This window comes from Pseudonocardia sp. 2-7, from assembly GCF_056341085.1.
Window position 1 is genome coordinate 2,457,142 of record NZ_CP094507.1, and the last position, 26,487, is coordinate 2,483,628.

General features: G+C 75.0%; 31 protein-coding genes, 1 tRNA gene and 1 pseudogene. 24 read left to right on the plus strand and 9 right to left on the minus strand.

The genetic code is table 11. The features are described from left to right. Nucleotides 1-13 precede the first annotated feature (13 nt). The 7 genes from der (at nt 14) to MTO91_RS12070 (ending at nt 7,330) form a co-directional block, all read left to right on the plus strand. Nucleotides 14-1,426 carry a ribosome biogenesis GTPase Der gene (gene der / locus MTO91_RS12040; protein ID WP_374231895.1) on the plus strand — a complete coding sequence of 471 codons (1,413 nt, stop codon included), beginning with the start codon at nt 14-16 and terminating at the stop codon, nt 1,424-1,426. Next, a complete protein-coding gene (locus MTO91_RS12045) occupies nt 1,426-2,400 on the plus strand; it encodes a quinone oxidoreductase family protein (RefSeq protein WP_476654519.1) in 975 nt (324 codons plus the stop codon). The genes der and MTO91_RS12045 overlap by 1 nt, the downstream gene beginning before the upstream one ends. Nucleotides 2,401-2,459: 59 nt before the next feature. Further along, nucleotides 2,460-2,693, plus strand: coding sequence for a hypothetical protein (locus MTO91_RS12050; RefSeq protein WP_476654520.1), 234 nt, complete (start codon nt 2,460-2,462; stop codon nt 2,691-2,693). A gap of 26 nt (nt 2,694-2,719) precedes the next feature. Further along, nucleotides 2,720-5,629, plus strand: coding sequence for an ATP-binding protein (locus tag MTO91_RS12055; protein WP_476654521.1), 2,910 nt, complete (start codon nt 2,720-2,722; stop codon nt 5,627-5,629). 74 nt (nt 5,630-5,703) lie between these two features. Further along, nucleotides 5,704-6,477 carry a DUF5995 family protein gene (locus MTO91_RS12060; RefSeq protein WP_224402733.1) on the plus strand — a complete coding sequence of 258 codons (774 nt, stop codon included), beginning with the start codon at nt 5,704-5,706 and terminating at the stop codon, nt 6,475-6,477. Nucleotides 6,478-6,503: 26 nt separating this feature from the next. Then, nucleotides 6,504-7,229, plus strand: coding sequence for a LuxR C-terminal-related transcriptional regulator (locus MTO91_RS12065; protein ID WP_405417465.1), 726 nt, complete (start codon nt 6,504-6,506; stop codon nt 7,227-7,229). 27 nt (nt 7,230-7,256) lie between these two features. Further along, nucleotides 7,257-7,330: transfer RNA gene (locus MTO91_RS12070), tRNA-Pro, on the plus strand. 369 nt (nt 7,331-7,699) lie between these two features. Here MTO91_RS12070 and MTO91_RS12075 read toward each other — a convergent pair. Together MTO91_RS12075 and MTO91_RS12080 are read right to left on the minus strand one after the other, a co-directional pair. Continuing rightward, nucleotides 7,700-8,776: pseudogene (locus MTO91_RS12075) on the minus strand (site-specific integrase); the annotation flags it as partial. Then, on the minus strand, nt 8,773-9,387 hold the full coding sequence (locus tag MTO91_RS12080) for a helix-turn-helix domain-containing protein (RefSeq protein ID WP_476654522.1): 615 nt from the start codon (nt 9,385-9,387) through the stop codon (nt 8,773-8,775). The gene MTO91_RS12080 and the pseudogene MTO91_RS12075, both read right to left, overlap by 4 nt. 81 nt (nt 9,388-9,468) lie before the next feature. Here MTO91_RS12080 and MTO91_RS12085 point away from each other — a divergent pair, with 81 nt between their 5' ends. From MTO91_RS12085 to MTO91_RS12150, 14 genes are all read left to right on the plus strand, one after another. Continuing rightward, nucleotides 9,469-9,708 (plus strand): helix-turn-helix domain-containing protein, encoded by a 240-nt coding sequence (locus tag MTO91_RS12085; protein ID WP_476654523.1) that lies wholly within the window; start codon nt 9,469-9,471, stop codon nt 9,706-9,708. Then, on the plus strand, nt 9,705-10,247 hold the full coding sequence (locus MTO91_RS12090; protein ID WP_476654524.1) for a hypothetical protein: 543 nt from the start codon (nt 9,705-9,707) through the stop codon (nt 10,245-10,247). Before MTO91_RS12085 ends, MTO91_RS12090 begins: the two co-directional genes overlap by 4 nt. A gap of 106 nt (nt 10,248-10,353) precedes the next feature. Continuing rightward, nucleotides 10,354-10,752 (plus strand): hypothetical protein, encoded by a 399-nt coding sequence (locus tag MTO91_RS12095; RefSeq protein ID WP_476654525.1) that lies wholly within the window; start codon nt 10,354-10,356, stop codon nt 10,750-10,752. 219 nt (nt 10,753-10,971) lie between these two features. After that, a complete protein-coding gene (locus tag MTO91_RS12100; RefSeq protein ID WP_476654526.1) occupies nt 10,972-11,289 on the plus strand; it encodes a hypothetical protein in 318 nt (105 codons plus the stop codon). 13 nt (nt 11,290-11,302) lie between these two features. After that, complete coding sequence (locus tag MTO91_RS12105) at nt 11,303-11,692, plus strand: hypothetical protein (RefSeq protein ID WP_476654527.1); 390 nt, start codon at nt 11,303-11,305, stop codon at nt 11,690-11,692. 170 nt (nt 11,693-11,862) lie between these two features. Next, complete coding sequence (locus MTO91_RS12110) at nt 11,863-13,704, plus strand: phage/plasmid primase, P4 family (RefSeq protein ID WP_476654528.1); 1,842 nt, start codon at nt 11,863-11,865, stop codon at nt 13,702-13,704. 493 nt (nt 13,705-14,197) lie between these two features. Further along, entirely contained in the window at nt 14,198-15,289 is a 1,092-nt protein-coding gene (locus MTO91_RS12115) for a PDDEXK family nuclease (RefSeq protein ID WP_476654529.1), read from the plus strand. Continuing rightward, complete coding sequence (locus tag MTO91_RS12120) at nt 15,286-15,633, plus strand: hypothetical protein (RefSeq protein ID WP_476654530.1); 348 nt, start codon at nt 15,286-15,288, stop codon at nt 15,631-15,633. The genes MTO91_RS12115 and MTO91_RS12120 overlap by 4 nt, the downstream gene beginning before the upstream one ends. A gap of 361 nt (nt 15,634-15,994) precedes the next feature. After that, nucleotides 15,995-16,522 carry a helix-turn-helix transcriptional regulator gene (locus MTO91_RS12125; RefSeq protein WP_476654531.1) on the plus strand — a complete coding sequence of 176 codons (528 nt, stop codon included), beginning with the start codon at nt 15,995-15,997 and terminating at the stop codon, nt 16,520-16,522. Beyond that, complete coding sequence (locus MTO91_RS12130; protein WP_476654532.1) at nt 16,519-16,743, plus strand: hypothetical protein; 225 nt, start codon at nt 16,519-16,521, stop codon at nt 16,741-16,743. The genes MTO91_RS12125 and MTO91_RS12130 overlap by 4 nt, the downstream gene beginning before the upstream one ends. Next, nucleotides 16,733-17,323 carry a hypothetical protein gene (locus MTO91_RS12135; RefSeq protein WP_476654533.1) on the plus strand — a complete coding sequence of 197 codons (591 nt, stop codon included), beginning with the start codon at nt 16,733-16,735 and terminating at the stop codon, nt 17,321-17,323. The genes MTO91_RS12130 and MTO91_RS12135 overlap by 11 nt, the downstream gene beginning before the upstream one ends. A 210-nt stretch (nt 17,324-17,533) precedes the next feature. After that, the gene (locus MTO91_RS12140; RefSeq protein WP_476654534.1) at nt 17,534-18,025 is read left to right on the plus strand and encodes a hypothetical protein; all 492 of its coding nucleotides are present in this window, start codon (nt 17,534-17,536) and stop codon (nt 18,023-18,025) included. A gap of 2 nt (nt 18,026-18,027) precedes the next feature. Further along, entirely contained in the window at nt 18,028-18,549 is a 522-nt protein-coding gene (locus MTO91_RS12145) for a hypothetical protein (RefSeq protein WP_476654535.1), read from the plus strand. Then, the gene (locus MTO91_RS12150; protein WP_476654536.1) at nt 18,546-19,415 is read left to right on the plus strand and encodes a recombinase family protein; all 870 of its coding nucleotides are present in this window, start codon (nt 18,546-18,548) and stop codon (nt 19,413-19,415) included. The genes MTO91_RS12145 and MTO91_RS12150 overlap by 4 nt, the downstream gene beginning before the upstream one ends. 22 nt (nt 19,416-19,437) lie before the next feature. Here MTO91_RS12150 and MTO91_RS12155 read toward each other — a convergent pair whose 3' ends face one another. Together MTO91_RS12155 and MTO91_RS12160 are read right to left on the minus strand one after the other, a co-directional pair. Next, entirely contained in the window at nt 19,438-20,022 is a 585-nt protein-coding gene (locus tag MTO91_RS12155) for a hypothetical protein (RefSeq protein ID WP_476654537.1), read from the minus strand. Further along, nucleotides 19,989-20,978 (minus strand): HK97 family phage prohead protease, encoded by a 990-nt coding sequence (locus MTO91_RS12160; protein ID WP_476654538.1) that lies wholly within the window; start codon nt 20,976-20,978, stop codon nt 19,989-19,991. The genes MTO91_RS12155 and MTO91_RS12160 overlap by 34 nt, the downstream gene beginning before the upstream one ends. A gap of 113 nt (nt 20,979-21,091) precedes the next feature. Here MTO91_RS12160 and MTO91_RS12165 point away from each other — a divergent pair, with 113 nt between their 5' ends. Together MTO91_RS12165 and MTO91_RS12170 are read left to right on the plus strand one after the other, a co-directional pair. Further along, a complete protein-coding gene (locus MTO91_RS12165) occupies nt 21,092-21,340 on the plus strand; it encodes a hypothetical protein (RefSeq protein WP_476654539.1) in 249 nt (82 codons plus the stop codon). A gap of 79 nt (nt 21,341-21,419) precedes the next feature. Beyond that, a complete protein-coding gene (locus tag MTO91_RS12170; protein WP_476654540.1) occupies nt 21,420-22,115 on the plus strand; it encodes a hypothetical protein in 696 nt (231 codons plus the stop codon). Nucleotides 22,116-22,118: 3 nt separating this feature from the next. On the opposite strand, the gene MTO91_RS12175 is transcribed toward MTO91_RS12170, so the two are convergent. From MTO91_RS12175 to MTO91_RS12195, 5 genes are all read right to left on the minus strand, one after another. After that, nucleotides 22,119-22,349, minus strand: coding sequence for a hypothetical protein (locus MTO91_RS12175; RefSeq protein ID WP_476654541.1), 231 nt, complete (start codon nt 22,347-22,349; stop codon nt 22,119-22,121). A 60-nt stretch (nt 22,350-22,409) separates the two neighbouring features. Beyond that, nucleotides 22,410-22,751, minus strand: coding sequence for a hypothetical protein (locus tag MTO91_RS12180; protein ID WP_476654542.1), 342 nt, complete (start codon nt 22,749-22,751; stop codon nt 22,410-22,412). A 331-nt stretch (nt 22,752-23,082) separates the two neighbouring features. After that, on the minus strand, nt 23,083-23,286 hold the full coding sequence (locus MTO91_RS12185; protein ID WP_476654543.1) for a hypothetical protein: 204 nt from the start codon (nt 23,284-23,286) through the stop codon (nt 23,083-23,085). Next, nucleotides 23,283-23,588: a hypothetical protein gene (locus tag MTO91_RS12190; protein ID WP_476654544.1), complete on the minus strand. Its 306-nt coding sequence runs from the start codon at nt 23,586-23,588 to the stop codon at nt 23,283-23,285. Before MTO91_RS12190 ends, MTO91_RS12185 begins: the two co-directional genes overlap by 4 nt. Beyond that, nucleotides 23,585-23,758 carry a hypothetical protein gene (locus MTO91_RS12195; RefSeq protein ID WP_476654545.1) on the minus strand — a complete coding sequence of 58 codons (174 nt, stop codon included), beginning with the start codon at nt 23,756-23,758 and terminating at the stop codon, nt 23,585-23,587. The genes MTO91_RS12190 and MTO91_RS12195 overlap by 4 nt, the downstream gene beginning before the upstream one ends. A gap of 1,476 nt (nt 23,759-25,234) precedes the next feature. Between MTO91_RS12195 and MTO91_RS12200 the strand changes: the two genes are divergently transcribed. After that, nucleotides 25,235-26,416 (plus strand): DUF418 domain-containing protein, encoded by a 1,182-nt coding sequence (locus MTO91_RS12200; protein ID WP_476654546.1) that lies wholly within the window; start codon nt 25,235-25,237, stop codon nt 26,414-26,416. The last annotated feature ends 71 nt before the right edge of the window (nt 26,417-26,487 follow it).

Sequence of the window (26,487 nt, forward strand, 5' to 3'; positions counted from 1 at the left end):
CGACCGGGCCGAGATGGACCGGCTCGGGCTGGACCCGACGGAGTTCGTGGCCGTCGACGAGGAGGGCGTCGTCACCGCGGGGATCGACCCCGACGAGATGCTGGCGACCCCGACCCTGGCCGTCGTCGGCCGCCCGAACGTCGGCAAGTCGACCCTGGTCAACCGCATGCTGGGCCGTCGCGAGGCGGTCGTGCAGGACGTGCCGGGGGTGACCCGCGACCGCGTCGTCTACGACGCGCTGTGGAACGGCCGCCGGTTCAAGCTGATGGACACCGGTGGCTGGGAGCCCGACGCCGCCGGCCTGCAGGGGTTCGTCGCGAAGCAGGCCGAGACCGCGATGCGCCTCGCCGACGCCGTGCTGCTCGTCGTCGACGCCTCGGTCGGCGCCACCGCGACCGACCAGGCCGTCGCGCGGGTCCTGCGCCGCGCCGACGTGCCGGTGATGCTGTGCGCCACCAAGGTCGACGACGACCGGCTCACCTCCGACACCGCCGACCTGTGGCGGCTCGGGCTCGGCGAGCCGCACCCGGTGTCCGGCCTGCACGGCCGCGGCTCCGGTGACCTGCTCGACGCGATCCTGGAGATCCTCCCCGAGACCCCGCGTGACGACTTCGGCGCCTCCGGGGGCGGTCCGCGCCGCGTCGCGCTCGTCGGCAAGCCGAACGTCGGCAAGTCCAGCCTGCTGAACAAGCTGGCGGGCGAGGAGCGGTCGGTCGTCCACGACGTCGCGGGCACCACCGTCGACCCGGTCGACTCCCTGGTCGAGCTCGACGGTCAGGTGTTCCGCTTCGTCGACACCGCCGGCCTGCGCAAGCGGGTCAAGATGGCCTCGGGCATGGAGTACTACGCCTCGCTCCGGACGAGCTCCGCGATCGAGTCCGCCGAGGTCGCGCTGGTGCTGATCGACGCCTCCGAGCCGATCGCCGAGCAGGACCAGCGGGTCCTGACGATGGTGGTGGAGTCCGGGCGCGCCCTGGTGATCCTGTTCAACAAGTGGGACAAGGTCGACGAGGAGCGCCGCCACCAGCTCACCCGTGAGCTGGAGCGCGACCTGATCAGCGTGCGCTGGGCGGAGCGGGTCAACGTGTCCGCGCTGACCGGGCGGTCGACCCAGCGGATCGCGCCCGCGCTGAACCGCGCGCTGGAGTCCTGGGACACCCGGGTGCCGACCGGGCGGCTCAACCAGTGGCTCAACGACCTCGTCGCCGCGACCCCGCCGCCGGTCCGCGGCGGCAAGCAGCCGAAGATCATGTTCGCGACGCAGGCGCAGACCCGCCCGCCGACGTTCGTGCTGTTCACCAGCGGGTTCCTCGAGGCGGGCTACCGGCGCTTCGTCGAGCGCCGGCTGCGCGAGGAGTTCGGGTTCGGCGGCACGCCGATCCGCGTCTCGGTCCGGGTCCGCGAGAAGCGCTCCCGGAAGAAGTGATGCGGGCCCTGCGCGGCCGTCCCGGTGCCCGGACCTGGGAGGTCGACGAGATCGACACCCCGGTCCCGGGCCCGGGGGAGCTGCTCGTGCGGGTCCGGGCGGCCGGGGTGAACCGGGCCGACCTGCTCGCGCTGGGTGGCGGCTATCCCGTCCCGCACGCCGACGACGACGGCTCGTTCACCGCGGGCATGGAGCTCGCCGGTGAGGTCGTCGACGCGGGTCCGGGCGTCACCGGTGCCCCGGGCCGCGGGCCGGGGGACCGGGTGTTCGCGTCGGCGCCCGCCGCGTTCGCCGAGTACGCCGTCGTCGACGCCCGCCGCGCCCTGCCGGTCCCGTCCGGCCTGTCCTGGACCGACGCCGCCGCGCTGCCGGTCGCGCTGGAGACCGCGCACGACGCGCTGGTCACCCAGGCCGGGTTCGGCGCCGACGGCGGCGCCGTGCTGGTGCTCGGCGGCAGTACGGGGGTCGGGCAGGTCGCGATCCGGCTCGCCGCCGCGCTGGGGGCCGCACCGGTCCTCGCGACGACGACCTCGCCCGCCAAGCGCGCCGCGCTCGTCGACGCGGGGGCGGTCCCGCTCGTCGGGGTCGACGCGCTGGGCGACCTCGACGGGCCCGTCGACGTCGTGCTGGACTTCGTCGGCGGCGACCACCTGGCCGCGGCCCTGCCCGCCGTGCGGATCGGCGGGACCGTCGTGCAGATCGGCCGGCTCGCCGGCCCGTCGGCGACGCTGGACCTCAACACCCTGTCCTTCCGCAGGCTCCGCCTGATCGGCACCACCTTCAGCGTCCGCAGCGCCGACGAGCGGGCGGCCGTCGCCGCGGCGCTGACGCCGGTCCTCGGCCTGGTCGGCGACGGCCGGGTGCGCGCCACCGTCGACCGGGTCGTGTCCCTGGACGACGCCCCCGGCGCCGTCGCGCACCTGCGGTCCGGCGGGGCCGTCGGCAAGGTCGTGGTCGAGGTCGCCGGATCGTGACGCCGCGCCTGTAACCACCGGCGGTGCCCCGACGAGTGCCCGGACGTGACGGTGTCGAGGTGACGGTGTTCGAGCGGCTCTGGGTGTGGCGAGTGCGCGCCGCCTGCGAGTTGGCGCTGGCCCTGTGCGGCGGCGACGAACTCGTCGACGACGCCCGCACCGAGGCCTCCTGGTACGCCGACCTGCTGCACCCGTGGGACGGCCGGGGCTGCGAGCCCGACGCCCGCATCCACGCCTGGCTGTCGATCCTGCTCGCCCGGCGCACCGTCGCCGTGAGACCCCTGGAACGGTGACGACACCGTCACTATCGTGGCCGGGCGTGAGGGAGACACCGGCCGAGGTGTTCCACGGCCGAGTCGCGGAGCTGGACCTGCTCGCCGACGCGCTGCGTGACGCCGTCGCCGGCGGGGCCTCGGCCGTGCTCCTCGGCGGCGACGCGGGGGTCGGCAAGACCCGGCTGGTGTCGGAGTTCGGCCGCACCGCGACGAGCGGCGGCGCGGTCGTGCTGTCCGGCCGCGCGCTGGACATCGCCGACGCCCCGCCGTTCTGGCCCGTCGTGTCGGCGCTGCGCGAGCAGTCCCGCACCCGCGGCGCGCTGGGCCGGGAGTGCGCGGCCGCGCTGTCCCGGCTGGACCGCGCCGACGGGCCGGCCGGGCGGGTCGAGATGCTGGGCGAGCTCGCCGCCGTCGTCGAACGGGCGGCCCGCCGGGCACCGGTGGTGCTCGTCGTCGACGACCTGCACCGCGCCGACCGCTCCACCCGCGACCTGTTCGCCTACCTGCTGGCGGCGCTGTCGTCGTCGCCGGTGCTGCTGGTCGGCACCTACCGCGACGACCCGGCCGGTGGCGTCCCGATCGACCTGCTCGGGCTCACCGGGGAGCTGCGCCGGCACCGCGGCGTGCGCTTCGCCCGGGTGGAGCCGCTGCCCCGGCACGAGCTGGCCGAGCTGGTCGCGCAGTGGGCATCGGGGCGCCACGACGTCGAGGACCTGGTGTGGCGGCACTCCGGCGGGAACGTGTTCCTGGCCCGCGAGACCGTCCGTGCCGTGCTCGACGGGGACCCGCGTGGCGTGCCGCAGACGGTCCGCGAGCTGGTGCGGGCGGCCGCCGCCGGGCTGTCGACGGGGGCGATGGAGGTGGTGCGGGCCGTGGCGGCCGGGGTCGGGGAGGTCGAGCACACGCTGCTGGCCGCCGTCGTCGACGTCGACGGGCCGGAGCTGGCCGCGGCCGTGCGGGAGGCGGCCGACGCCGGGTTCGTCGTCGTCGCCGGTGCCGACGGCTACACGCTGCGGCACGGCCTGATGACCGAGGTCGTCTCCGCGGACCTGCTCCCCGCCGAGCGGGTCGAGCTGCACGGCCGCTACGCCACCGCGCTGCACGGCGGTCACCGCGTCCCCGGGTCGGCGGCCCGCCTCGCCCACCACTGGCAGCTCGCCGGGCGCCCGGACGAGGCGCTGGAGGCGACCCTCGACGCGGCGCAGGAGGCCGAACGGCTGCGCGGCTACGCCGAGGCGCACCGGCACTGGCTGCGCGCGGCGACGCTGCCGGTCCCCGACGCCGTCCGCGACCGCAGCCGCTACCTGGAGCACGCCGCGTCCGCGGCGGCCCTGGCGGGCGACCACGACTCGGCCGTGGCGCTGCTCTCCGAACGGCTCGGCGAGCCCGACGCGCCCCCCGGCACAGAACAGGCGGTGCTGCGCTCCCGGCTCGGGCGCTACCTCGGCGCGGCGGGCCAGCTGGCCGAGGCCGAGGAGGCCTACCGGCGCGCCGTCGCCACCCTGCCCGCCGGCGACGATCCGGCCGACACCGCCGTCGCCGCCCGCGCCGAGGTCCTCGCCGGTTACGCGGCCGCGCTGCTCGACCGGGCCGACTACGCCGGTGCCCGCGCCGTCGCCGAGGACGCGCTGGTCGCGGCACGCCGGGTGGGGGAGCCGCGGGCACTGGCGTCGGTGCTGGCGACGCTCGGGTTCGGTGCCGCGCACTCCCGCGACGGCGCCGCCGGACTCGACGCGCTGACCGAGGCCGTCGCCGTCGCCGAGGCCGACGGCGACCCGGAGACGCTGGGGGAGTGCCTGGCCCGGCGCGCGGAGCTGCTGACCGGCCCGCTCAACGCCCTCGACGACGGCGTCGCCGCGGCCCGGGCGGGAGCCGAGCGGATGGCCGGGCTGGGGCTGGGCCGGACCTCGTCGGTGTCGCTGCGGGTGGTGGCGGCGAACGGGCTGTTCCGCGCCGGTGCCTGGGACGAGGCCGAACGGGAGGTGGCGACGGCATGGTCGGCCGGCCCGTCCGGGGCGCAGATGCTGGAGCTGCGCCTGGCCCGCGCCCGGCTGCGGATGGGCCGTGGCGACCTCGACGGCTCCGACGTCGATCTCACCGCGGCCGAGCTGATCGCCGGATCGACGGGCCTGCCCAAGCAGCGGTTGCCGCTGCTGATCCTGCGCGCCGGGCTGGAGATGTGGCGGGGCAACCCGGAGCTGGCGTTCGCCCACGTCGGGAAGGGGCTCGACGTCGTCGAGTCCGGCATCGACGACGTCTTCGCGGTCGCGCCGCTGCTCTGGCACGGTGCCCGCGCGCACGCCCAGGCCGTCCTCGCCGGACGTCCCCCCGACGCCAGCGGGCTGCGACGGCTGCGCCGCCACCGGCGCGACCTCCTCGACCGCGGGGACCGCTCCGCCCCCGCGCTGCGCGGGGTCATCGCGAGCTACGAGGCCATGTGCTCCGCCGAGGACGCCCGGACCACCGCGGGGTCCGACCCGGGCACCTGGCGAGGCGTCGCCGACCTGCTGGACGGCCTCGGCCAGCCCTACCCGGGCTCCTACGCCCGGCTGCGCAGCGCCGAGGCGCTGCTGGCGGGCCGCCGCACCGAGGACGGCACCGCGGACCTGCGCCGCGCCGCCCGGCTCGCCGCGGGTTTGCGGGCCGGTCCGCTGCTCAGCGAGATCGCCGAGGTCGCCCACCGGGCCCGGATCGAGGTGCCCGAGCTCGCCGCGGTCGTGACGGACGGTCGTGCCCCGGTCGCCGTGGACGGTCCGCTGGCCCGGCTCACCGACCGGGAGCGGGAGGTGCTGGAGGTCCTCGCCGACGGCGCCACCAACAAGCAGATCGCGGCCCGGCTGTTCATCACCCCGAAGACGGTCGGCGCCCACCTCGCCTCGGTGTTCGCCAAGCTCGACGTCACCAACCGCACCAGCGCCGCGGCCGTCCTCCGCGAGCACCGCACCGACATCTAGGTCATTCGCCCTATACCTTCGCCGGGCACGTTCGACCAGGCTGATCACCGGATCGAGCGACACGGAGGCAGGCGATGACGGCCACCATCGAGACGCCCTCCGGCGAGGGCACGGCCCCGGCGGGCCGGGCGCGCGTCGGAGCGCTGCTCGCGACGCCACCGGAGACGATCGACGGTGTCGTCGCGCACCTGGAGCACCTCCAGGAGATCCTCGAGTGCGAGTACGGCCCCGGTGACGGCGTCGCCTCGTTCAACCGGCTCTACCTGCGCATCACCCGCGGCATCCGGGACCAGCTCGACGACGACCTGTTCGCGGACCGGGACTTCCTGGTCCGGCTCGACGTCGAGTTCGCCCGCCGCTACTTCCGGGCCCTGTACGCCGAGGCGACCGGGGGGACCCCGCCGCGGTCCTGGGGGGTGCTGCTGGAACGCCGTCACCACGAGCGGATCTCCCCGGTGGAGTACGCGGTGGTCGGGGTGAACGCGCACGTCAACTTCGATCTGGCGCCCGCGGTCGTGCGTACCTGCACGGTCCTCGGGCGCAGTACACCCGGCCCGGCCGAGCGGGCCGACTACCGGGCCGTGAACGACGTGTTCTCGCTGCACATGGTCCGCCTGCTCGACGGCTTCGACCGGAACGACCCCGGCGAGACCTCGCTGTCCGAGCAGCTGCTCGGCTGCGTCGCCGACGTCCCGGTGGTGCTGGCGCGCGACGTCGCCTGGCGGCAGGCCCTGGAGCTGTGGGAGCTCCGCTCCCGGCCGATGGAGTACGAGAACGAGGTCGCGGCGCTCGACCGCCGGACCGCGCTCCTGGGGCGTGGCCTGCTCACGCTGGGAGCCCTGACGTGACACCCGCCCGAGTGGGGGGCGGGCGGGTGTCACACCCCCGGCCGGAGACGGTCGCACCGCTCGCGACGGTGCTGATCATCGACGACCACGAGCTCGTCGGGTCGTCGCTGGCGCTGGCCCTGCGCGCGGAGGGCGAACCGGCCTCGTTCCGCCCCGCGCACTCGCACGTCGACGTGCACCGCGCCGTCGCCGGGGTCGAGCCCGGACTGCTGGTCCTCGACCTGGACCTCGGACGCGACGCCGAGGGCCGCCGGATCGACACCATCCCGCTCATCCCGGGGCTGCGCGCCCAGGGGTGGCGGGTCCTCGTCCTCTCGGGCAGCTCCAGCCCCACCCGGATCGGCGCGGCCCTGCACCAGGGCGGCTTCACCTGGGTGTCGAAGACGGCCTCGATGCCCGCACTGGTCGTCGCGGTCCGGGAGGCCCGCGTCGGGCGGTCGCTGTTGCACGCCACCCACCGCGACGAGCTCGTGCAGCGCTACGTCGAGTGGGACCGCCGTCAGCGTGCCGTCCGCGAACGCATCGCGACCCTGACCCGCCGCGAGCGGGAGGTCCTCGAACTGCTCGCCGGCGGGGTGCGGGCGCACGCCATCGCCGAGCACTTCGTCGTGTCGCTCCCGACGGTCCGCACGCAGGTCAGGGCGGTGCTCGCGAAGCTCGACGTCGGGTCGCAGCTGGAGGCCGTCGCGCTCGTGCGCAGCGTCGACGCCACGGACGACACCCCCGGTGGGATGCTGCCGTGGGTACGGTAAGGTTCCACGTGCCCCGCGAGGGGTGGCCGGGACGTGGCGCAGCTTGGTAGCGCACTTGACTGGGGGTCAAGGGGTCGCAGGTTCAAATCCTGTCGTCCCGACGGTCGGCTAGGGCGGTTCTTCCTCACGGAGGGGCCGCCCTTTTCGCTGTCTACCTGCGGAAACGCCCCGGGCGACCTGCGGCGGACCTGCCGCGGGCGGGGGCGCTGTTGCGCCGTATCCATGATCATCTCCTCGTTGTGAGTGCGATGTGAGTGCGTGAGCGCGGGGTCCGCGCTCACGGGGTCGTCCGGCCCGCCGGACGGGCCGTCGTCGAGGACGGCGCGGGCCCGCCCCGTCGCGGCCGCCTCCGCCTCCGCGGCGTCGAGGGCGGCGGCCATGGCGTCGACCGCCTCGCGGGCGATGTCGGCCGTCATGTGCGAGTAGACGTCCGCGGTGATCGCCACCGTGCTGTGGCGCAGCGTCTTGGACACGATCGGCAGCGGCACCCCGGCCGCGATCATCATGCTGGCGGCCAGGTGGCGCAGGTCGTGCACTCGCACCCGCGGCAGCCCGGCCGCGGCGGTCAACGTCCGGAAACGGCGCAGCACGTACTCCGGGCGCAGCGGCTCCCCGTTCTCCCGGCAGAAGATCAGACCGTGGTCGGCGTAGGCGTCGCCCCAGGCGGCCCGCTCGCCGTCCTGGCGGTCCCGCTGGCGTCGCAGCGCAGCGACCACCCGGGTGGACAGGCCGACCCCGGCCGCGGATCCCTTCGTCTTCGGCTTGGTGAACACCAGGCGCGCGTTGTCGACGCTGGACAGGGTCTGACGGACGTGCGCGATGCGGGCGTCGAGGTCGACGTCCGACCAGCGCAGCGCGATCGCCTCGCCCTTGCGCAGACCTGTGCCGATCAGGGTCTCGAACAGGTCGGCGTCGCGGTCGTCGGCGTCGCGGACGTGGGCGAGGAACCCGATCGCCTCCGGGACGGCCCAGCCGCCCCGCTCGACCCGGTGCACCTCCGGCAGTACGGCGTGCGCGGCCGGGTTGTGCGCCAGGCGTCGGCGGCGCACGGCGTCACCGAGCGCGGACCGCAGGACCGCATGGATCCGGCGGATCGTGGTCGCCCCCCGCCCGGCCGCCTCCAGGTCGGCGACCAGGCGTCCCACGTGGGCGTGGGTCAGGCTCTCCAGCGGCACCCTGCCCAGCGCCGGGATGAGGTCGGCCCGCACGTACCGGGCGTAGTTCGCGAAGGTGGTGGGCTTGCGCACACGCTGCTGCTCGACGAGCCACGCGGTCAGGTAGGTCTCGACGGTCTCCCGGTCGTCGCTGGTGACGCCGCCGTTCTGGCGTTCCACCTGGCGGGCCAGGGCGTCGGCGGCGGCCTTGCGGGTGGTGAACCCGGAGCGGCGCATCGTGGTGCGTCGGCCGTTGACGACGGGCTGTTCGAGGGCGAACGTCCAGCTGCCGTGCCGGGAGTCCGTGGCGAGCCGCGGGCAGCCGGTGCCGACCTGTCGGCCGTCGGGGCCGCGGCAGGCGCAGCGCCGGAACACACGTCCTTGCATGATCATCTCTCCTGTTCGGGGGCGGGGCCGTCGACGTCGACGGGGATCAGGGGTGCGGGCAGCGGCGGCAGCGGCCAGCCGTACCCGGCGATCTGGGCGCGCAGGTCGCGCAGCTCGGAGACGCGCCGCCGGTACAGCTCGTCGACGTCGGGGCTGCGCCGGAGGTGGCCGACGGCGACGACGTCGAGTGCGAACGCGGCGTGCTCGCGCAGCAGGTGCGCGGCCCGTCCGGCCGCGGTGAACCGGTCGTCGGCGCCGTCGGGGTCGGTGATCAGCACGCCGGGCAGGTGCTGGCCCGTGACCCACGCGAGGGTGTGCACGCCGTCGAGGGCGAGGCCGGGCAGCAGAGGGATGTCCGCGGCCGGGTCGGGGACGAGTAGCGCGACCGGCGGGATGCCGAACGCGACGGCCAGCGCGTAGACCTCGTGCACGCCGATGGCCTCGCGGCGGCCCGCCTCCAGGTTGGTCAGGGCGGCGCGGGTCATGGTCAGGCCGACGTCGGCGAGCCGGGTCAGCAGGTGCTCGCCGGACCAGCCGCGCTCGCGGCGTTCGCGGGCGACGGCCTCGCCGGTGACCCGGGTGAGGTCGGCCGCCCACCCCTCAGCGCGTCGTGTCATGAAGCCACCATCTCAGGCTGTTGTGCCCGTCGCAAGCCACAGGACAACATGGGCGGGCGAGACTCGACAAGGGAGGGCGTCATGAGGACGCGACATCTGACCGCGGCGGACGGCCCGCGGATCCTGGCCGCCGCGGGGCCGACCATGAGCGTGCCGGAGGCGGGGGCCTGCCTCGGCATCGCCGAGTCCACCGCCTACCTGCTCGCGCGGCGCGGGGAGTTCCCCGTCCGGACGCTGAAGCTGGGGCGGCAGTGGCGCGTGCCGACCAGTGAGATCCGGGCCGCGCTCGGGCTGCCCGCGGCGGGGGAGGGTGCGGCATGAGCGTCGACCCCTACACCCCACACCCGGACGGGCCCCGTCTGAAGTTCGTCGAGCGGATCCGCCGCGAGATCGGACCGGCCCCGGTGAAGTCGGCGGCGGAGGCGCAGGCGACCATCCACCGCACCCGCTGGTCCACCGACGTGCTCGCCGACGGCACGGTGGTCGGCCGCCCTGCCGGGTCGCGGGCCCCGATGGTCGCCATCACCGCCGACGTGCTGGAGCGCGAGGCCCGGGTCGACCACGACGGCCCGCGGCTCGACGCCGACGGGTGGGCGCTCGTCGCCGATGACCTGTGCCGCTGGACCCGGGCACGGGTGGAGCGGGAGCGGGCGACGGAGACCCCCACCGAGCGGGCGCATCGCGAGCTGACCGAGCAAAGGCAGCGCGCGGCCCGCCGGGCCGACGCCGAGCGCCGCCGGGCGCAGGCCGACGCGGACCTGGCCAAGCTGGACGACCCGGCGCAGCCGGACGGGCCGGTCACCGTGCCGGAGCCGGAGCGGCCGACGCCGTGGTGGGCGTCCCGGTCGCGCCGGGACTGACAGACGACGGCGCCCCCGGTGAGGGCCGGGGGCGCCGTGCTGCATCTCCACATCGCGGCGTAGCTGGACGTCCGGGGAGGACGCCGCCCGCGAAGGGAACCAATCAGTGAGTGAGCAGTACGTTACCCGCCCCGCCCCCGGCGTGGCATCCATCGACGTCGACGGCCCCGGCTGCTGGCGGCCCGACCCCGTCGTCGCCGACCTGGTCGCCGACGTCCTGAGTCGCGCCTACTACGCGGGTCGCGGCCTCGACGGCATCGCGACCTTCGCGGTCGACGGCGCCGAGCGTGTCGAGCACCTGACCGACCGCGGGACCCGGCGACTGCTCGCCATCGGCCCGTTCGCGCGGCTCCCGCGCGGCCACCTCGGACGGGTGAAGGCGAGCCTGCAGGCGCTCGCGGATGGCGTGCAGTCCGAGATCGACGCGCTCGCGATCGCCCGCGGCAGCGACGCGCTCGCGGTGGCGCGGGCGGCGGCGGAGCGACGGTGGGAGTCGGCGGGATAAAGCACCTGCCGGCCCCCGGTGCTGCAATTCGGGGAGGCTGCGCCGAACGGGTATTCCGGCCATGTCCGATTCCCGCCGAGCGGGCCCGTGACGTGCTCAGACATTAATCACCGAATGGGGTCCGGAAACGCGTTGGTTGTGCGCTTCGGTGGCGTCGGATTCGGTACCGGCATCGCACTTCCTGTACCGCACCTGCCCAATAGGAAATGGAGAACGAGGATGCCGAACCCCCTCCGCCAGGCCACCGGCGCCGTCGGCGGCGCCACCCGCTGGGCGCACGCCGCGCCCGGCGAGGCGCACGACCAGATGGCCCGCGCACGCGCCGCCCTGCGACAGAAGTTCCTCGACCAGGCCGACCCCGACGGTGTGCTGCCGGTCGAGGAGCGGGAGCGCCGCGCCGACGGGCTGCGCAAGGTCGCCTACGCGCGGATGGCCCTCGCGAAGGCACAGAAGGAGCGCGCCGCCCGGCAGACCCGAGAGGCCGCCGCCGAGCGGGCCCAGCTCGACGCCCTCGTCACCGACGACCACGATCGCTAGGAGCACGAGAACGATGACCGCCACCCACGCCGAGCGCCCGCCGCGCGACTACCGCGGCATGACCCTGCACGTCGAGGGCATCGTCCTGCACTGCCCGACCTGCGGCGCCGACACCACCCACGTCGAGCACGTGGCGGTGTCCGCCCGCGGTGAGGACCAGGCGCCCAACGAGATCACCGTCGACGCCATCACCGGACGGGTCGTCACCCGCGCCGCCATCCCCGCCCCGACCGGCTCGACCGTCGGCACCGGGCGACGGCAGCGGATCGCCCTGTCCGGCTGGTGCGAGGAGTGCAACGACAGGTTCGCTCTCGTGCTCACCCAGAACAAGGGCACGACGTTCGTCGAGCTGGCCGACGGTCACCCCGATCTCGCCGTCCGACACGAGCCGTTCGACACCTGACAGACGGACGCCCCCGGGGGATCGACCCGGGGGCGGTACCGACCACATCGCGACGCAGCAGCAGCGGATCCGGGGAGGGCCCGCGTCGCTCGCGAAGGGACACATCACATGCCCGTCAAGGGTAGCCCGGCCTGCGCCGATGGCGCGACGACCGATTGCGGGACCCGGAGGTGAGCGCCAAGGTCGCCGACAACGTGGAGTGCCAGCACGCCACCGTGGTGCTGCCTGACCCCCTGCCCGCCCACATCGCCGCTGCCCTGACGGTGCAGGTCGACGAGCCCCGCGGCGTCCACACCACGCGCGTGCTGGACCGGCTGGGCTGGGCGCTGCTCGTCTGCCAGCTGACGGACCGGGAGTACACCTGGACCGCTGACGCCACGTGCGCAGCGTTCCGGCTGCACCCGACCATCGCCGCCGTCGAGCGGCAGATCCCCGGTCGGGCGTGCAAGAGCGCCCGCGCACTTAGCGTCCTGGACCTGCCCAAGCTCACCCAGGTCGGCCTCGCCGAGCGGGTCGCGATCATGTTCGCGGGGGATCTTGCGTGGTCGGATGACGGCTTCCGCCTGTGGTCGGGAGCCCGGTGGGCGGTCGACGAGCAGGGCGCGCTGTCCGCGTCCTGCGTGAAGACCGTCGTACGCGAGCTGCTGCCGCGCGAGCTGGCCTCCGTCGCCCGCTACGCCGCCGACCTCGCCAAGCGTCCCGCCCCGGCCGACAAGGCCGCGAAGGACCAGCAGGACGCCGAGAACGAGAAGGCCGCGAAGGCCGCCGCCGCGCTCGCCGCGTTCACGGCGAAGTCCGCGTCGTCGGCCGCCGTGCATGCCGCGCTCGACCTGATCCGCGACGAGCCCGGCGTCCATGTCCCGGCGGAGGTCTGGGACTCCGACGAGCGGCTGCTGACCGTCGCCAACGGCACGCTGGAACTCGCCGACGGCGGGGCGAAGCTCCGGGAGCACCGGCGCGCCGACCGCATCACCCGCACCGCCCGCGCCGCCTGGCGGCCCGACCAGCCGCGGGGCGAGTTCGCCGCCTTCGTCGAGCGCGCCATCCCCGACGCGGCCGTACGGGCGTACCTGCAGCGGATCATGGGGTACGGACTGCTGGGGCACAACGCCCGCCGCGTGCTGCTGTTGCTCGTCGGAGCCACGTCGTCCGGCAAGTCCACGCTGCTCGAAGCCATCGCGTGGGCCCTCGGTGACTACGCGTCGTCGTTCAAGCTCTCACTCTTCCGGTCCGAGTCCGACCCGGGCAAGCCTCGCCCGGACCTTCACCGTGCGCTGCCGCGGCGGCTGCTCATCACCACCGAGACCTCCGCCCGCTGGGCACTCGACGCCGACGCGGTGAAGCGCCTCACCGGGAACGACACGGACGCCGCCCGCACGCTGCACTCGGGCACCTACCGCGAGCAGCGTCCGGCGTTCATGCCGGTGATCGCGTGCAACGACGCCCCCCAGATCCGGGGCGCCGACCGGGCCCTGTGGCGCCGTTCCCACGCCGTCCCGATGGACAACACCGTCGCCGAGTCCGCCGAGGATCCCGGCCTGGGAGCGCGGCTGCGCGACGACGCCGACGGCGTGCTGGGGTGGCTCGTCGAGGGCTACAACGCCTACGTCCAGCTCGACGGGTTCGGGGACGTCCCGCAGGCGTGTGTCGCCGCCCTGGCCGCAGTGAAGGCCGACATGAGCCTGATCGACAGGTGGCTCGCCGACCGCTGCGAGATCGGCACCGAGTACGCCGAGGCCGTCGACGACCTCGCCCGCGACTGGTGGGAGTGGTGTGCCGCGCACCGGATCGCCCCCGCGGACACGATCGACGCGATCGCGCTGGGCAAGGAGCTGACGGGTCGGGGGCACGGGCGGCGGTTCGGCGGGCCGAAGGCGAAGCGGGTCCGGATGCGCACGGGGCTCCGGCTGAGCCCGGATCGGGCCGTGTTCGAGCCGGAGCCGCACCCCGAGGGGTGCCGGTGCCGCGGGTGCCTGGGGCACGTCCGGCAGACCTGGCGGCCGCACCCGTGACGAGTCATCCGCGCCGCGCCACTAGTCCGATCGGTGGATCGTTCGGCTCGACGGGCCGCATCGCCGCAGGTCAGAGGTGGTGCACGGGTGTGCACGGGTGTGCACGGGTGGGACCCCTCACCCGTGCACCCATGTTGTCGCAGGTCAGGACGTTGGCGACACCCTGTGGTGCACGGGTGCACGGGTCCCCCCTCACATTACGCGTGAGGAGAGAGAGGTCTGTTGATCTTGTTCCTCGTGCGCGCACACACGAGGCCAACGTGGGTCGGCACCCGTGCACCCGTGCACCCGACCCCCGAAACCGGCCCCTGACCTGCGGCGATGAGGGTGCACGGGTGAGGGGCCCCACCCGTGCACACCCGTGCACCCTCACCCTCAGCTGCCCTTCCGCGCATGTCCTGACCTGCGACGACGTGGGTGCACGGGTGCTGCACCGCACACCGCCACCCCGACGGCACACCCACACCGCGACCACGAGCCCTGGAGGCACCTCATGACCGACTACCGCGACAACGACCTGGCCGAGCTGTCCGCTGTGCTGGCCGAGGTCGACGCCGAGATCGCCGCCGAGCAGGCCACGGCCCTGGCGCAGTACAGCCCGAAGCAGCTCGCCGCGATCCGCGAGCTGCGGCGTCGGCGAGACGACCGGGAGGTCGCGTCCGTGCCGTCGCCGCGCACCACTACCGCGGCGGTGGTCGCGGACCGGCGCCCGACGGTGTCGCGGCCCGCGCGGATCGAGGCCGTGCCCCAGACGTTCCGCGGGGTGCGGTTCCGCTCGACGCTGGAGGCCGACTGGGCGGCCACGCTGGACTCGCTGGGCATCGTCTGGCAGTACGAGCCCGAGGCCGTCCGCCTGCCCTCCGGCGAGTACTACCGGCCGGACTTCTTCCTGCCGGAGATCGCGACGTGGCTGGAGGTGAAGGGCCCGCACAACGATCGGATCGACAAGGTTCGTGAACTGGCCGCGGCCGGGGAGCACGTCTCGGACTGCCAGGGGTGGCAGGGCAAGGTGCTGCGCCTGCAGGCGTGCACGCCCGAGCAGGAGCGGGGGATCGCCGCGGCCGTCGCGGCTGGCGCGGATGGGCCGACCGTGCTCACCGTGACCTCGTTCCGGGTCACCGACGAGGTGGACGCGGCGGTGTCCGACGAGAGCCGCCTCGCCGAGCTGGTCATCCCGGGCACCACACGCGTCAGCCGCTTCCGGCGCGGGGTCACCGTCGACAACGCGATGCTGAGCGCGCTCGACGGACTGGGACTGCCCCTGGGGGTGCCCCGGTGGCTGCACTGCACGTGCTGGGCGTCGCCGTGGCGGCTCGTCGTCATCGGTCGGGCTGCGGTGGCGGGCCTCACCATGTGGGAGGACCCGCGGGAGGACGTCAATCGCACCGTGCTCGCGCGCTGCGGGAAGTGCCGGAAGGCGTCGTTCGTCGAGACCGAGGGGTCCTGGTGCTGCCGCCGGTGCGGCTGCGACGGCAAGACCGTGTTCCACGGTCAGGTGTGGGTGCCGCCCGTCGGGATCCCGACCTGGTCGGGTGAGCCGCTGCCGTTCGTGCGGGCCCCGCGAGCCGCAGGCGGACCCCGGTGACCCGCCCCGCCGCCCCGCACGCGCCCGCACCGGCCCCGCCCGGTGCCCCGGCACCCCCGAACCGGCAGGGGCCCGCTGAGCCCCGCGACATCACCCCGCTGATCGCCGCGCTCCGCGACGTCGCCGTCCGCGCCGACGGCCGATGGACCGGGACGACGACGGACCTGCTGGCCGCGATCGGCCGCGGCCCGTCGACGGCGTGGCCGTGGTGGCCGCCGACAGCGTCGTCGCTCGGGATGCTGCTGCGGCGCCGGGCCGCCGAGATCGCCGCGGCCGGGGTCACGGTGCGCCGCCGCAAGATCCGCGGCCGGGCTCGGTTCCAGGTCACGGCGGTGGGCGCGTGATGAGCGCGGAGACGGCGCTCGATGCGCTGACCCGGCCGCGGGCTACCGCGGCATCGTGGGCCGCCGTCGCCGCAATCCGGGCGGCGGAGCCGGTGTGGCCGCCGCCGGTGGACTGCACATGGCCCCTGCCGCCGCTGAGGGCAGGCGCGAGGCGGCTCCCGCTCGGCTGGTCGAGCAAGCTGAGCGGCTGCAGCGGAGGGCGCGATCGGCCGTGCGTCCGGGCACCGGGCGGTCAGGTGCGGTGCGGCCGGTGCGGGGCGGTCGAACGGCTCGCGGAGATCGTGGTGGGACCGCGGCTACTGTGCGGCTGCTGGCCGGACGGCCTGTGCCTGCATCCGGTTCCACTGCAGGCGGTGCCGCGGTGCGGACCGCGCGCACGCGCCGCGGCACCGGCACGGTCGGGGGCGGGCCGGTGACCGCGTCGGAGGTGGGGCCGCGGGCCCGGTTCGAGGGACGTCGTCCGGCGCCGGATGCGGTCGAGCGGGCCCGGCTGCGGGGGACGTTCGGGGCGCTGCTGGTGTCGGAGCGACGGGCCGGAGCGGGGTGGTCGCAGCGTCGTCTCGCGGAGGCGGTGGGGGTCGCGGAGATCACGGTGCGGCAGATCGAGCGGGGCTGGCGTCGCCCGGATGAGTCGCTGTGCCGCGCGCTGGCGGTGGCGCTGCGCCCGCACGGCGACCCGGTCGACGTCGCTGTGCTCGACCTCCAGCTGCAGGCGGCGGCGGGGGAGTCGCTGCGCCGCTGGAATCGGCGCCGCCCGCGGTCGGCCCGGTGGCAGCGCGCCTACTCGCTGGCGGCGGAGCGGCTGGCCGCCGAGCCGGTCCCGTCGGCGGCGCTCGACGTCGCGGCCGGGCGGCTGCTCGCTGCGCTGGACGAGGCGGCGGGGCGGTGATCGCGGTGCCGGAGCGGCCGGACGATGTGGAGCCGTGGCGGTGGCGGCGGGCGTTGGAGCTGGCGGCGGCGACGAGCGACGTGGGCGTTCCTTACCCCTCCCGTGAGGCGGTCGACCCGGCGGATGCGGTGCTACTGGCCTACGTGGAGACGCTGAGCGACCCGGTGTGGCTCGCGAGGAACGTCGTCCGGGACCGGGAAGGTGACGACCATGAGCGATGAGGTGCAGCGGGTGCCCCGGCTGCCGCTGGTGTCGGACGATCCGGGGGACCGGCTCCGCGACAGCCACCCGGCGATCGCGGCCGGGCGGCAGCTTCATCTCGCGGTGGCTCGCGCGGAGTATCTGGGGGAGCTGCTGGCCGATCAGCTTGCAGCGGAGGGCATCGCGGGTCTAATCGAGGGCGACAGGGCCGTCCAGTCGAAGGACGGCACGGTCATCCCGGTGCCCGAGTCGGTCCGGGCACTGGTAACGCTGGAGGCCGCCGAGCGCGACCGCGTCGCCGCGATGTCGGCCACCATCGCCCGGCTGGGCCTCGACGAGGCCCGGGCCCGCCAGGACGTCGCCCAGGTTGTGAGCGGCGCGCTGCTGCGGTTCGCCGACGAGGTCGGGCTCCCGATGACGGATGACCGTGTCCTGCGCGCGGCGAAGAGGTCGGGGCTGGCGGCGACGCAGCCCGAGGTCCGGGTCGACCAGGTCGCGGGCCCGGCGGTGTCGGTGGCGGAGCGGGCCGCGCTACTGGCGGCTGCGGCGGCAGAGGCACGGGGGGATGCGGGGTCGGTGGTGGAGCTGCCGGGTCGCTGACCTGCGGTGACGGTTCTGCCGGCCTTTCCTCGCCGGGCGCCGGTCGGTGATGAGTTCCGCCGCCTGCGCCCGGGTCGGGACCGGCCCGGTCGGCAAGGTGCAAGGTTGCACCTTGCCGCCGGTGTGCTGGTTCCCCCGGTCCCCGCCGTGCACCAGGGTGGCGATCTGCGCGGCCGTCCACTCCCGCTGCGTCTCGGTCAGGTGGCGGCGGTGCAGGTTCGCGATCGCGACCGGCCCGCCCGGACCGGCTCCGCTCCGCACGGCGGGCTGGTGTGCTGGCCGGTGTGGGCGACGACCCCGGCTGCCGCGGCAGCCGGGCTCGACGCGCACACCATCCAGGACCGGCCGACGCGCCTCCGGGCGCCCGGCCGCCGACCGCGCGACCCTGGGGCCATGACCGAGCACTCGCACAGCGCAGCCGACGCCACCTGGCCGCACCTGGGAAGCGCTGCTGCGCGGGCCGACCACTTCGCGCCCGGCGAGGCGATCCCGCACCCGGACGCGGCCCAGGACGGCAGTACCGGATGGGGCCCGCCGACCGGCGACTACGCGGGGCGTGCCGACGGCCGGTCGTTGTGGGGGTCGCTCGACGAGCCGGGCGCGGTGCCGCCGCCGCTGCCGGGCATCGGTGTGGCGTCCCGGCCCGGGTGGCTGATGGCGGCCCGGTCGTCCGGTGAGCCGGACGGCGACGGCGCAGCCTGAGCGTGCTCGTCGTCGACCTGGACCGCCTGGCCGATCCGGCGGCCCCGGTCATGGTGCCCGTCTCCCCGGGCGTGCTCGCCGCCGACCGGGCCGCGCTGGCCCGCGACGTCGCCGCCGCAACTGAGCACCTGCGCACGGTCGACGTGCTCGCCGCGGAGATGGCCCGCCGCCGGACGATCACGCTGGCCCGGCTGCGCGCGGTGCGGGCGACGGCTGCGGAGCAGGCCCGGCGCGAGCGCGCACGCGACGACGTCGCCGCCCTGGCCGCCCGCGTGCGACGCCACGACGAGCGCGCGAACGCGGGCCGCCCGCCGCGCCCGGCGCTGCTGCCGGTCGGGGTGCGCCGGTCGCCGCCGCGGGTGCCGCGCCGCGACGGCAGGGCGGGCGAGCCGCGCCGCGAGTACGACCCGGACCCGGTGGCGACGCCGGAGCAGGCGCGAGCCCGGTGGACGGCGGGGCGGTCGGCGGAGCGGCGCCGGGATGCGGCGGCGCAGCGACGGGCGGAGCGGGAGGCGGGGCGGTGACGACGGTGGACCTGGCCCGGGTGGCGGCTCTGCTGCCGGTCGTCGAGCGCGAGATCGAGGCGTCGGGGCTGCTCGACACGACTCCGGTCGTAAAGAATCCGCCCGGTTCTGTTACAGTGCAGGTCATGAGGGGTACGCCGGTTGTCGCCTACATGCGAGTGTCCAGCGCGGGCCAGATCGACGCCTGGGGCCTGGACCGCCAGGAGGCGGCCATCCGCCAGTACGCCCGCACCCATGGGCTGAAGATCACCGCCTGGCACCGCGACGAGGGACGCTCCGGCACCCTCGACGTGATCGACCGCCCCGGGCTGGAAGCGGCCATCGCCGAGATCGGCCACGGCGCCGACGCCATCCTGATCGCCGACCTCGACCGGTTCGCCCGCAAGCTCACCGTGCAGGAAGCCGCGCTCGCCGTCGTGTGGCGCGCTGGCGGCCGGGTCCTGACCGCGACGTCCGGTGAGGTCCACGCCGAGGATCCGGAGGACCCGTCGCGCAACCTCATCCGGCAGGTGATGGGTGCGGTGATCGAGTACGAGAAGAACACCGCCGTGAAGCGGATGCGCGACGGGATGCGGGCCAAGGCCGCGACCGGCCGCAAGGCCACCGGGTCCTACGCCTACGGCTACCAGGCGACCGGCAAGGGCCGCGCCCGCGACGCCGGGCCCCGCGCCGACGAGCAGGCAGCGGTGGCCCGCGTCGTCGAGCTGCGCGGCGAGGGGGCGTCCTACCGCGAGATCGCCGCCACCCTCGACGCGGAGGGGCACCGGCCGCGGCGCGCGGCGTCCTGGTCGGCGATGGCGGTCCGGGCGGTAGCGCAGAGAGCGATGGGCCCCGCCGCGGCAGCGGGAGCGCGGGTCGAGGGCTGACCGGCGCTCCCGCTGCCCGCACTCAGGCGGCCGGGCCGGGTGCGATCTCCGTGGGAGCGGTGGTCGGCGCATGCGGCTCCGGCTCCGGGGGCGTCGTCACCGGCGGCGTGGTGGTCATGGGCGGGTCAATCGTCGGCGGCGGCGAGGGGTCATAGGTGCTGGGCGGCGTGACCGGCGGGAAGGTGTGCGGATCGGTCGGGGTCGGAGGCGGCTGCGTCGTCGGGACGGTTACGGGCGGCGGCGCGACCGGCGGCGCTGCGGTACCGGTCTGGGTGCACAGGTACTGCTTCGACGTCCCGATCTGAGTGCACGTCAGCACGATGTTGCCGGTATTCGGCCGGGTGCCCGGCACGGTCGGCGGGGCCGGGATGGAGATGGTCGGCAGCGGCGGGATCGTCGGCCGCGGCGCAGGGCTGGCGGCGGCCTCCTGACATGCGGTGGTCGCGGCGAGCACGCCGAGGACGGCGGCGGCGATGCCGACGGCGCGGCGGGCGCGGGCGGGGAGCTGGGGGCGCATGTCTTGCAAGACGTCCGGCGGCTTGTCCGGTTCGCGACCGTTCGGCGCAATCGGGGCTAGTACGGCGACGCCGTCCGGCCCGGCCGCCACGCCTGGCCGGTCTGCTCGCCGCCGTCCTCGCCCGCCTGCAGCAGGTCGCCGTCCGGCAGCAGCTCGTACCCCTGCTCGTTGTCGATCGCGGCAGCGTAGGCGTCGAGGCTGGCGGGCGGAGGCTCGACGTCGTCGGCGGCGGCCAGGTGCTCATCGGTGAGCACGGCCCGCCCGGCGATCATCTCGTCGACCGCGACGGCGCAGTCCCGACAGATGATGGCGAGCTGTGCACCGAGCGGGCCGGACATCGCCCCCGCCGAGCCGCCGCAGATGTCGCAGGCGACCGGCACGCGGTACGGGCCGCGGGCGCGGGGGGCGGCCATCGCGACCGTGCCGGTGCCGCTGGTGGCCTTGTACTCCAACGTCGCCGCGGCGGCGGCCTTCACACTGAGCTGGGTCGCGAGCCGGTTCGCGCCGTGCAGGACCGCGCTGATCTCGTAGACGTCGAGGTCGGTGATCGTGCGGGTCCCGGCCCGGTGGCGGGCGCCGTTCGCGGTGACCTTGTACCCGATGCTGAAGCCCTGCTGCGGGCCGAACGCCTTCGCGATCTCGTAGGCCTCCCGCCCCTCGCGGGTGGCGAGAATGTACCGGGCGCGGAACCACAGGGCGCCCGCCTCCGGCGGCCACGGGGAGCCGTCCGGGGCAGTGGCGGGCAGCCGCGGGTCGCCCGGCAGCAGCTCGACGGCGGCGAGCACCTTGCCGACGACGCGCCCCCAGTCGTGGGCCACGCACATCTGCGGGGTGCGTTCCCGCAGGGTCCGGGCCATCGCGCCCGGCTCGATGATGTCGCCGACGTCGTCTCGGACGCCGGTGACGGCGGCGAGGCCGGTGACGATGCCCTGCCCCTCGTCGGTGGGGGTGCCGTCGTCGGTGCCGGTGACCGTGCCCGGTCGCGGTTCGAGCAGGGCCGGGGCCGCCTTGAACTGGAGGTCGCGGGGCGGGCGGGTGCTGGTCATGGTGTCCAGCGTGCCGGGTGTGAACGTGCAGGTCACCGACCCGCGCCGTGCAGTCGCAGAAAGGCCGGCAGTAGCACCGGCCGCCGGGCGGCGATGCAAGTCACTATGGGCCCATGACGACCAAGGGCAAGCCCGAGAAGACCGCGACGCAGCGCGCTGACGAGCTGGAGAAGTCGACGATGGACGCCCACGTGTTGGCGACCAAGCTGCAGACCCTGGCCCAGCGGATGCCGGTCGGGCGGTTCACCGAGGACGACCGAACGGAGTGGGAGGGCAGGATCGAGGACGTCCAGATCGCGACCAAGCATGCGGCGAAGCGTGCGCGGGACAACGCGCGCGAGACCCGGGCGGAGCAGGGCTGAGAGGGCGGCCCGCGTGTAGTTACGTGGCCGACCCGAGAAGGGCGATGCAACGTCGGTGGCTGCTGGCAGTGTCTTCGACATGACCGACGCCACCGCGCCTCGCGTTCCCATCGCGGACGCCTGGAAGAACATCGCCTATGACCCTGCCCGCAACGAATCGTTCGCGGATCTGGAGCAGGCTGCCGCGCAGATCTCGGCGGCTATCGCAGCGTCCGGGATGGTCGAGCGGATGGAGGAGGTGGCCGAGCAGTTCACGGAGATCATCCGCCGGAGTGACCTGCTTGCATCGGTAGATCGCACGGCTCGGGAGTTGTCCGCATGGTTGCAGGACCGGCCAGAGCTGCGAGAACAGTGGGCGCTCGCACTGAAGCCAACGCGGACGTCGAGCGGACGCGGGCGAGCCGAGGGACACGCTGGCGTCGCGGAGGTCAGCGCGACCGCCAGTAGCCCGACCGCTGCGGCGGTCCATGGGCCAGGCTTGTCGCTGCCAGAGGTCACCGCACGCCTCACCCCGGAGGATCTTCGTGCGCTAACAGAGGCAATGCGCGAGCCGCTGGCGGAGGCCCGTGCTGCGGCAGCACGTGGCGGACTGAACGGCTGGGCGGAGCGCAATCCGGGTTGGGTGCTCGTGATCACGGTCATCGTCGGTCTCATCAGCCCCGTCCGCGACCAGGTCGAGTGGATGTGGGACGACCCGCCTCCGTCCGCCCCGGCGATCGTGCAGCCCGCGGTGCCGCCGGGCCAGCCCGAGGGGCCTGATCACCGGCCGCTGTAGCCGTCAGCGCCCCAGCCCGTCCAGCGCCTCACGCAGCCGCCGCCGCGCCCGGTCGGCGGTCGCGTCGTCGGAGGCGTCGAGCAACCTGCGCGCCCAGATCGCGACGAGGTGCTGGCGGTCGAGGGCGGCCAGCACCCGTGCTGTGGCCCGGTCGCGGTCGTCGCGGGTCGTGACGCCGCCTACGCCCCGCAGGACTGCGGTGGCGGTGTGCAGCGGCATGGACTGGTCGGGCATGACGGCTCCCCAGGGTCGGTCGGGCGGGCCGCGGGGGAGCGCAGCCGGACGGTGCGGACGCTACCGGCTCCGCCGCGCCCGCCGCCGCCTGCGGGCGGCCCGGCGCAGCCGCCGCGGCCACCCCGCGGTGAACGGGGCGTTCCCGCCGAACCGGCGCCCTTCGCACGGGGCGTCGGGGAACAGGCGCCCGCCGGTCGCCTGGCGGAGCATCACGCGGGAGTCACGCTCGACCTGCCCCCATCCGGAGCACGACGTGCAGTGCTGGGCCCACCGGCCGCCGTCGCCGCGGGCCGTGCCGATCCCGCGGCAGGCCCGGCACGGCCGGGTGGGGCTGCCGGTGGCTGCGACGACGACCGGCAGCGTCACCGCGGCGACCAGGGCCACCCACCACCAGGCGCTCATCGGGTCGGTCCTCTCCGGGGCGGCGGTGCTGTGTCGGGTGCTGTGTCGGCACCGCTTCCGTGTCGGGGTGTTTCCGCACGTCGCACCGCGGAACGGGCGCATCCGGCGTGATTTCGGCCTGTCGTGTCGACACGGCGCCGGAAGCGGTGCCGGGCAGTGTTTCCGCCCAGGTCAGCGGGGGTTCGGGCCGTGTCGGCACGGCCGTGTTGGCGCCGTGTCGGTCGACACGGCGGAAGCGCTGCCGGAATCACGCGTGCCGACACCGTGCCGACCGGCGGAAACACGACGTGGCGCCCCCGGAAGCGGTCCCCGGAAGCGCCCCGCAGTGCTGCTACTGGCCGGTGCCGGGCTCGCCCCGGCGCAGCCGGTCGACGACTGCGGCGGCAGCGTCGTCGTCGAGGAGGTGCCAGCCGTCGGGCGCCAGGCGCTCGACGATCACCGCGCCGGAGTCGTACTCGCGGACGCGGTACCGGCGTCCGCCGGAGCGGTGCTCGCTGACCCGCTCGCGGTCGCCGTCGTGCTCGCGGCCGGTCACGAGAGGTGCCCGAACGGGTCGGTCGCGGAGCACCACGGCTCGCACGGGACGCCCTCCGCGGCACCGCACGAGTCGGCCAGTCCGGTGCAGGCGGGCGCGGGCCGGTAGTCGTCGGGCTCGCCGCACTCGTCGTGGCCGTGGAGGCGGTCGCCGCGGCCGGTGTGGACCAGCAGGACGACCTCGTCGTCGGCGATGCCGCAGTGGTAGCACTCGCCGTCGCGCGGCTCGGGGGACCCGCTGTCGGCCGGTGCGGCGTGCAGCACGTCGGCGGTCGCGGCGCGGATGCCGTCGGGGCCGGTCACGCTGCCGCTCCGGCGGCGAGCAGGGCCACGGCCAGGACGCACAGGGCGGCGGCGGTGACGGCCAGGGCGACGACGAGCCGGTCGCGGCGGGCGCGGGTGGGCGGCCACGTCTGGGTCCTGCGGTGGGCGCCGCCGACGCGGTGCCGGGGATGGGGTGTGAAAGCGTTCATGACTGCCGGTCTCCTGTTCGTGGCAGGGGATCGGGTCAGGCCCTCCGGGCGGTGTCGGACACCGGCCGGAGGGCCGTGCCCGATGGGGAGTGGGGGAGCAGTCGCGTCCGATGTGGACGGCTGCCCCCGGTGAGTGCGGTGTGAGCGCGCGGCGCTTGTGAGCGCCTGTCGGCCGCTACGTGTCGACGTGGTCGCGCACCTACCCTGACGTGGGCAGATACCGCTATCCGTCACTCCTCATCGGGGCTCTGGTCTGTCTGGGGGTCAAGGGGTCGCAGGTTCAAATCCTGTCGTCCCGACGGTCGGAAACGGGCGGTATCACTTCCGGGTGGTGCCGCCTTTTCTGTGTCTGACCTATGGGTACGGCGACAGCGGTGATCCTCGGATGATCGTCGTGAATGATCATGCTGGAGTCCACTGTGGCCGTATCGCGGAGCACGCCGCTCCACGGCGCGCAAAGAGGTCAAGGGCTCATGCTCCGTGATAGGTGTGCCGTTCGGGTGAATCTAACGCGGTGTGGTGCGGTTGGGTTCGGTATCGCGGGCAGCCGGCGTTCGCTCGGGAAGCGGTGCCGCCCAGGGACGAGAGCGTCGGAGTGCCTCCGCTGCACACTCCCGCCGACGCCGCTCGGATTCTTGCGGTCCGCGAGTCGTGGCTGCACCGTGCCGCACGTGCCCATCCCTCGGCGCGCGGCCGCAATGGCCGCCGACGTCCGGGCCCCGTTGCCGGTCGCCACCGGCTCGGCCGGAGTTGTGCTCAGCGTCGTCGGGCCCCGCAATCCTGTCGAGGTCGTACGTGTCGTCACCGGTCATGGGACCCTGATCGTCGCGTCGGTTCGCCGAGCATCTGTACGAGCTGCATGCTCGCGTCGGGGGATCGGGGTCGACCCGCACAAGCCGCTGGCCACCGCAGGGCTTTCACCGGTCTGCCCCCTGTGGCCCGGCCGGGCTCCCAACCCGGTGGTCTCGCCGGCGGAGCCGACGCGGCTGCGGCGCTACCCACCATCCGGAAGGTCTCCCGTCACCCGGACTCGGAGAACCTGCTGTTCAGCCCGCCTTCGCCCGCACCGGCGACCCGAACGGGCCCGTGCCTCCCCGGCATGGCCGGCCACCACCCCGACCTTTGTCCCGGCGCTCGAACGGACCGCGGCACCGGGACCCGGGCCGGTCGACGCCGCGACTCGGTGCGACGCGGCTGAGGAGCAGCCCACCGTCGGGCGCCGCGGGAGAGCCGGCACCGGCCGAGTACAGCAGGCGTTCTCCGGATCGACAGGGCCACGATGGGCGGGGCCGGCCCGAGAGGCCGACGGCCGAGGCGAGGACTGTGCAGTTGCGACGAGGCACCGCGGCGCGGCGTCCGGGCCGGTGTGCCGATGACAGGTGGGTCGAAGAGCGAACGACGTTCCTCCCTTCGTAGGGGCGTGGTCCTCCGCCGGAACGATGCGCAGAATCGGATGAGATCAATACCGTGCGTCCCATGTCGCGAACCCGTCGGACCGCGGTCGGTGGGGTCTCCCCGACACCGGATTCGGAGCGCCTCCTGGCGCCGGATCTGGCGCGGGGGGTGATGCTGCTGCTCATCGCCCTCGCCCACTCCCGGATGCTGCACGCGGGCGGGAACCTGCTCGCCAGACCTGCCGGTGGCGGCCCGGTGGACGTCGCCGTGCAGTGGCTCCTGACCTCCGTCGTCGACGGGCGGGCCGCGCCCCTGTTCGGGCTCCTGTTCGGCTACGGCCTCGTACAGATGACCCGGCGCCAGACCGGCCCGGGCGGGGACCCCGCGAACGCGCGGCGGCTGATCCGGCGGCGCGGTGCCTGGCTGGTCGTGTTCGGCATCGCCCACGTCGTCCTGCTCTACAGCGGTGACATCATCGGTTCCTACGGCGTGTTCGCCCTGCTGTTCGCCGGTGTGGTGACCTGGTCGGGCCGTCGGCTGTGGACGGTGTTCGTGGTCACGCTCGTGTTCGGGGTCGCGTCTGCTACTGCCCTGCAACAGTTCGCCGCGGACGCTCCGCTGGCCGTCGGGGCGACCCTGCTCGACAGCGCGGTGCTGCGCGCGTCTGCCCTCGTGGTGCTGCCCCTCGCCGGGTTGAGCGTCGCGCCCGCGGTACTGATCGGGGTCTGGGCCGGCCGGATGCGGCTGCTCGAGCAACCCGACCGCTACCGGCGTCTCCTGACCCGGGTCGTGCTGGTCGGTTTCCCGGTGGCGGTGCTGGGCGCGCAGCCGGTCGCGCTGCAGGCGGTGGGTGTGTGGGCCCCGGACTCGGTCGTGGCCGGTGTGCTGGCCGAGGCGACGTTCGCGGCGACCGGTGTCGCCGGGGGGCTGGCCTTCACGGCCGCGATCGCGCTCGTGGCGGACCGCCTCGGCCGGCGGCGCGGACCGGTCACGAACGCGTTGGCCGCCTGCGGTCGCCGGTCGATGACGTTCTACATCGCGCAGTCGCCGTTGTGGTTCGTCGCCACCGAGCCGGCGTTGCTCGACCTCGGCGGCCGGCTCGGCGCCGCCGCGGCTGCCGCGGTCGCCGTCGCCACCTGGATGGCCACCGTGGTCGTCGCCGCTGCTCTGGATCGCGCGGGCCGGCGGGGGCCGGCCGAGGCCCTGCTGCGCCGCCTCACCTACGGCGCCGGGCGAACTGCTCCACGCCCGGCGACTGCCTGACCACGTGCGCAGGGCGCGTCAGCAGCCCTGCGTGTTCCGGAGCTGCAGGCAGTACGAGTCCGTACCACGCG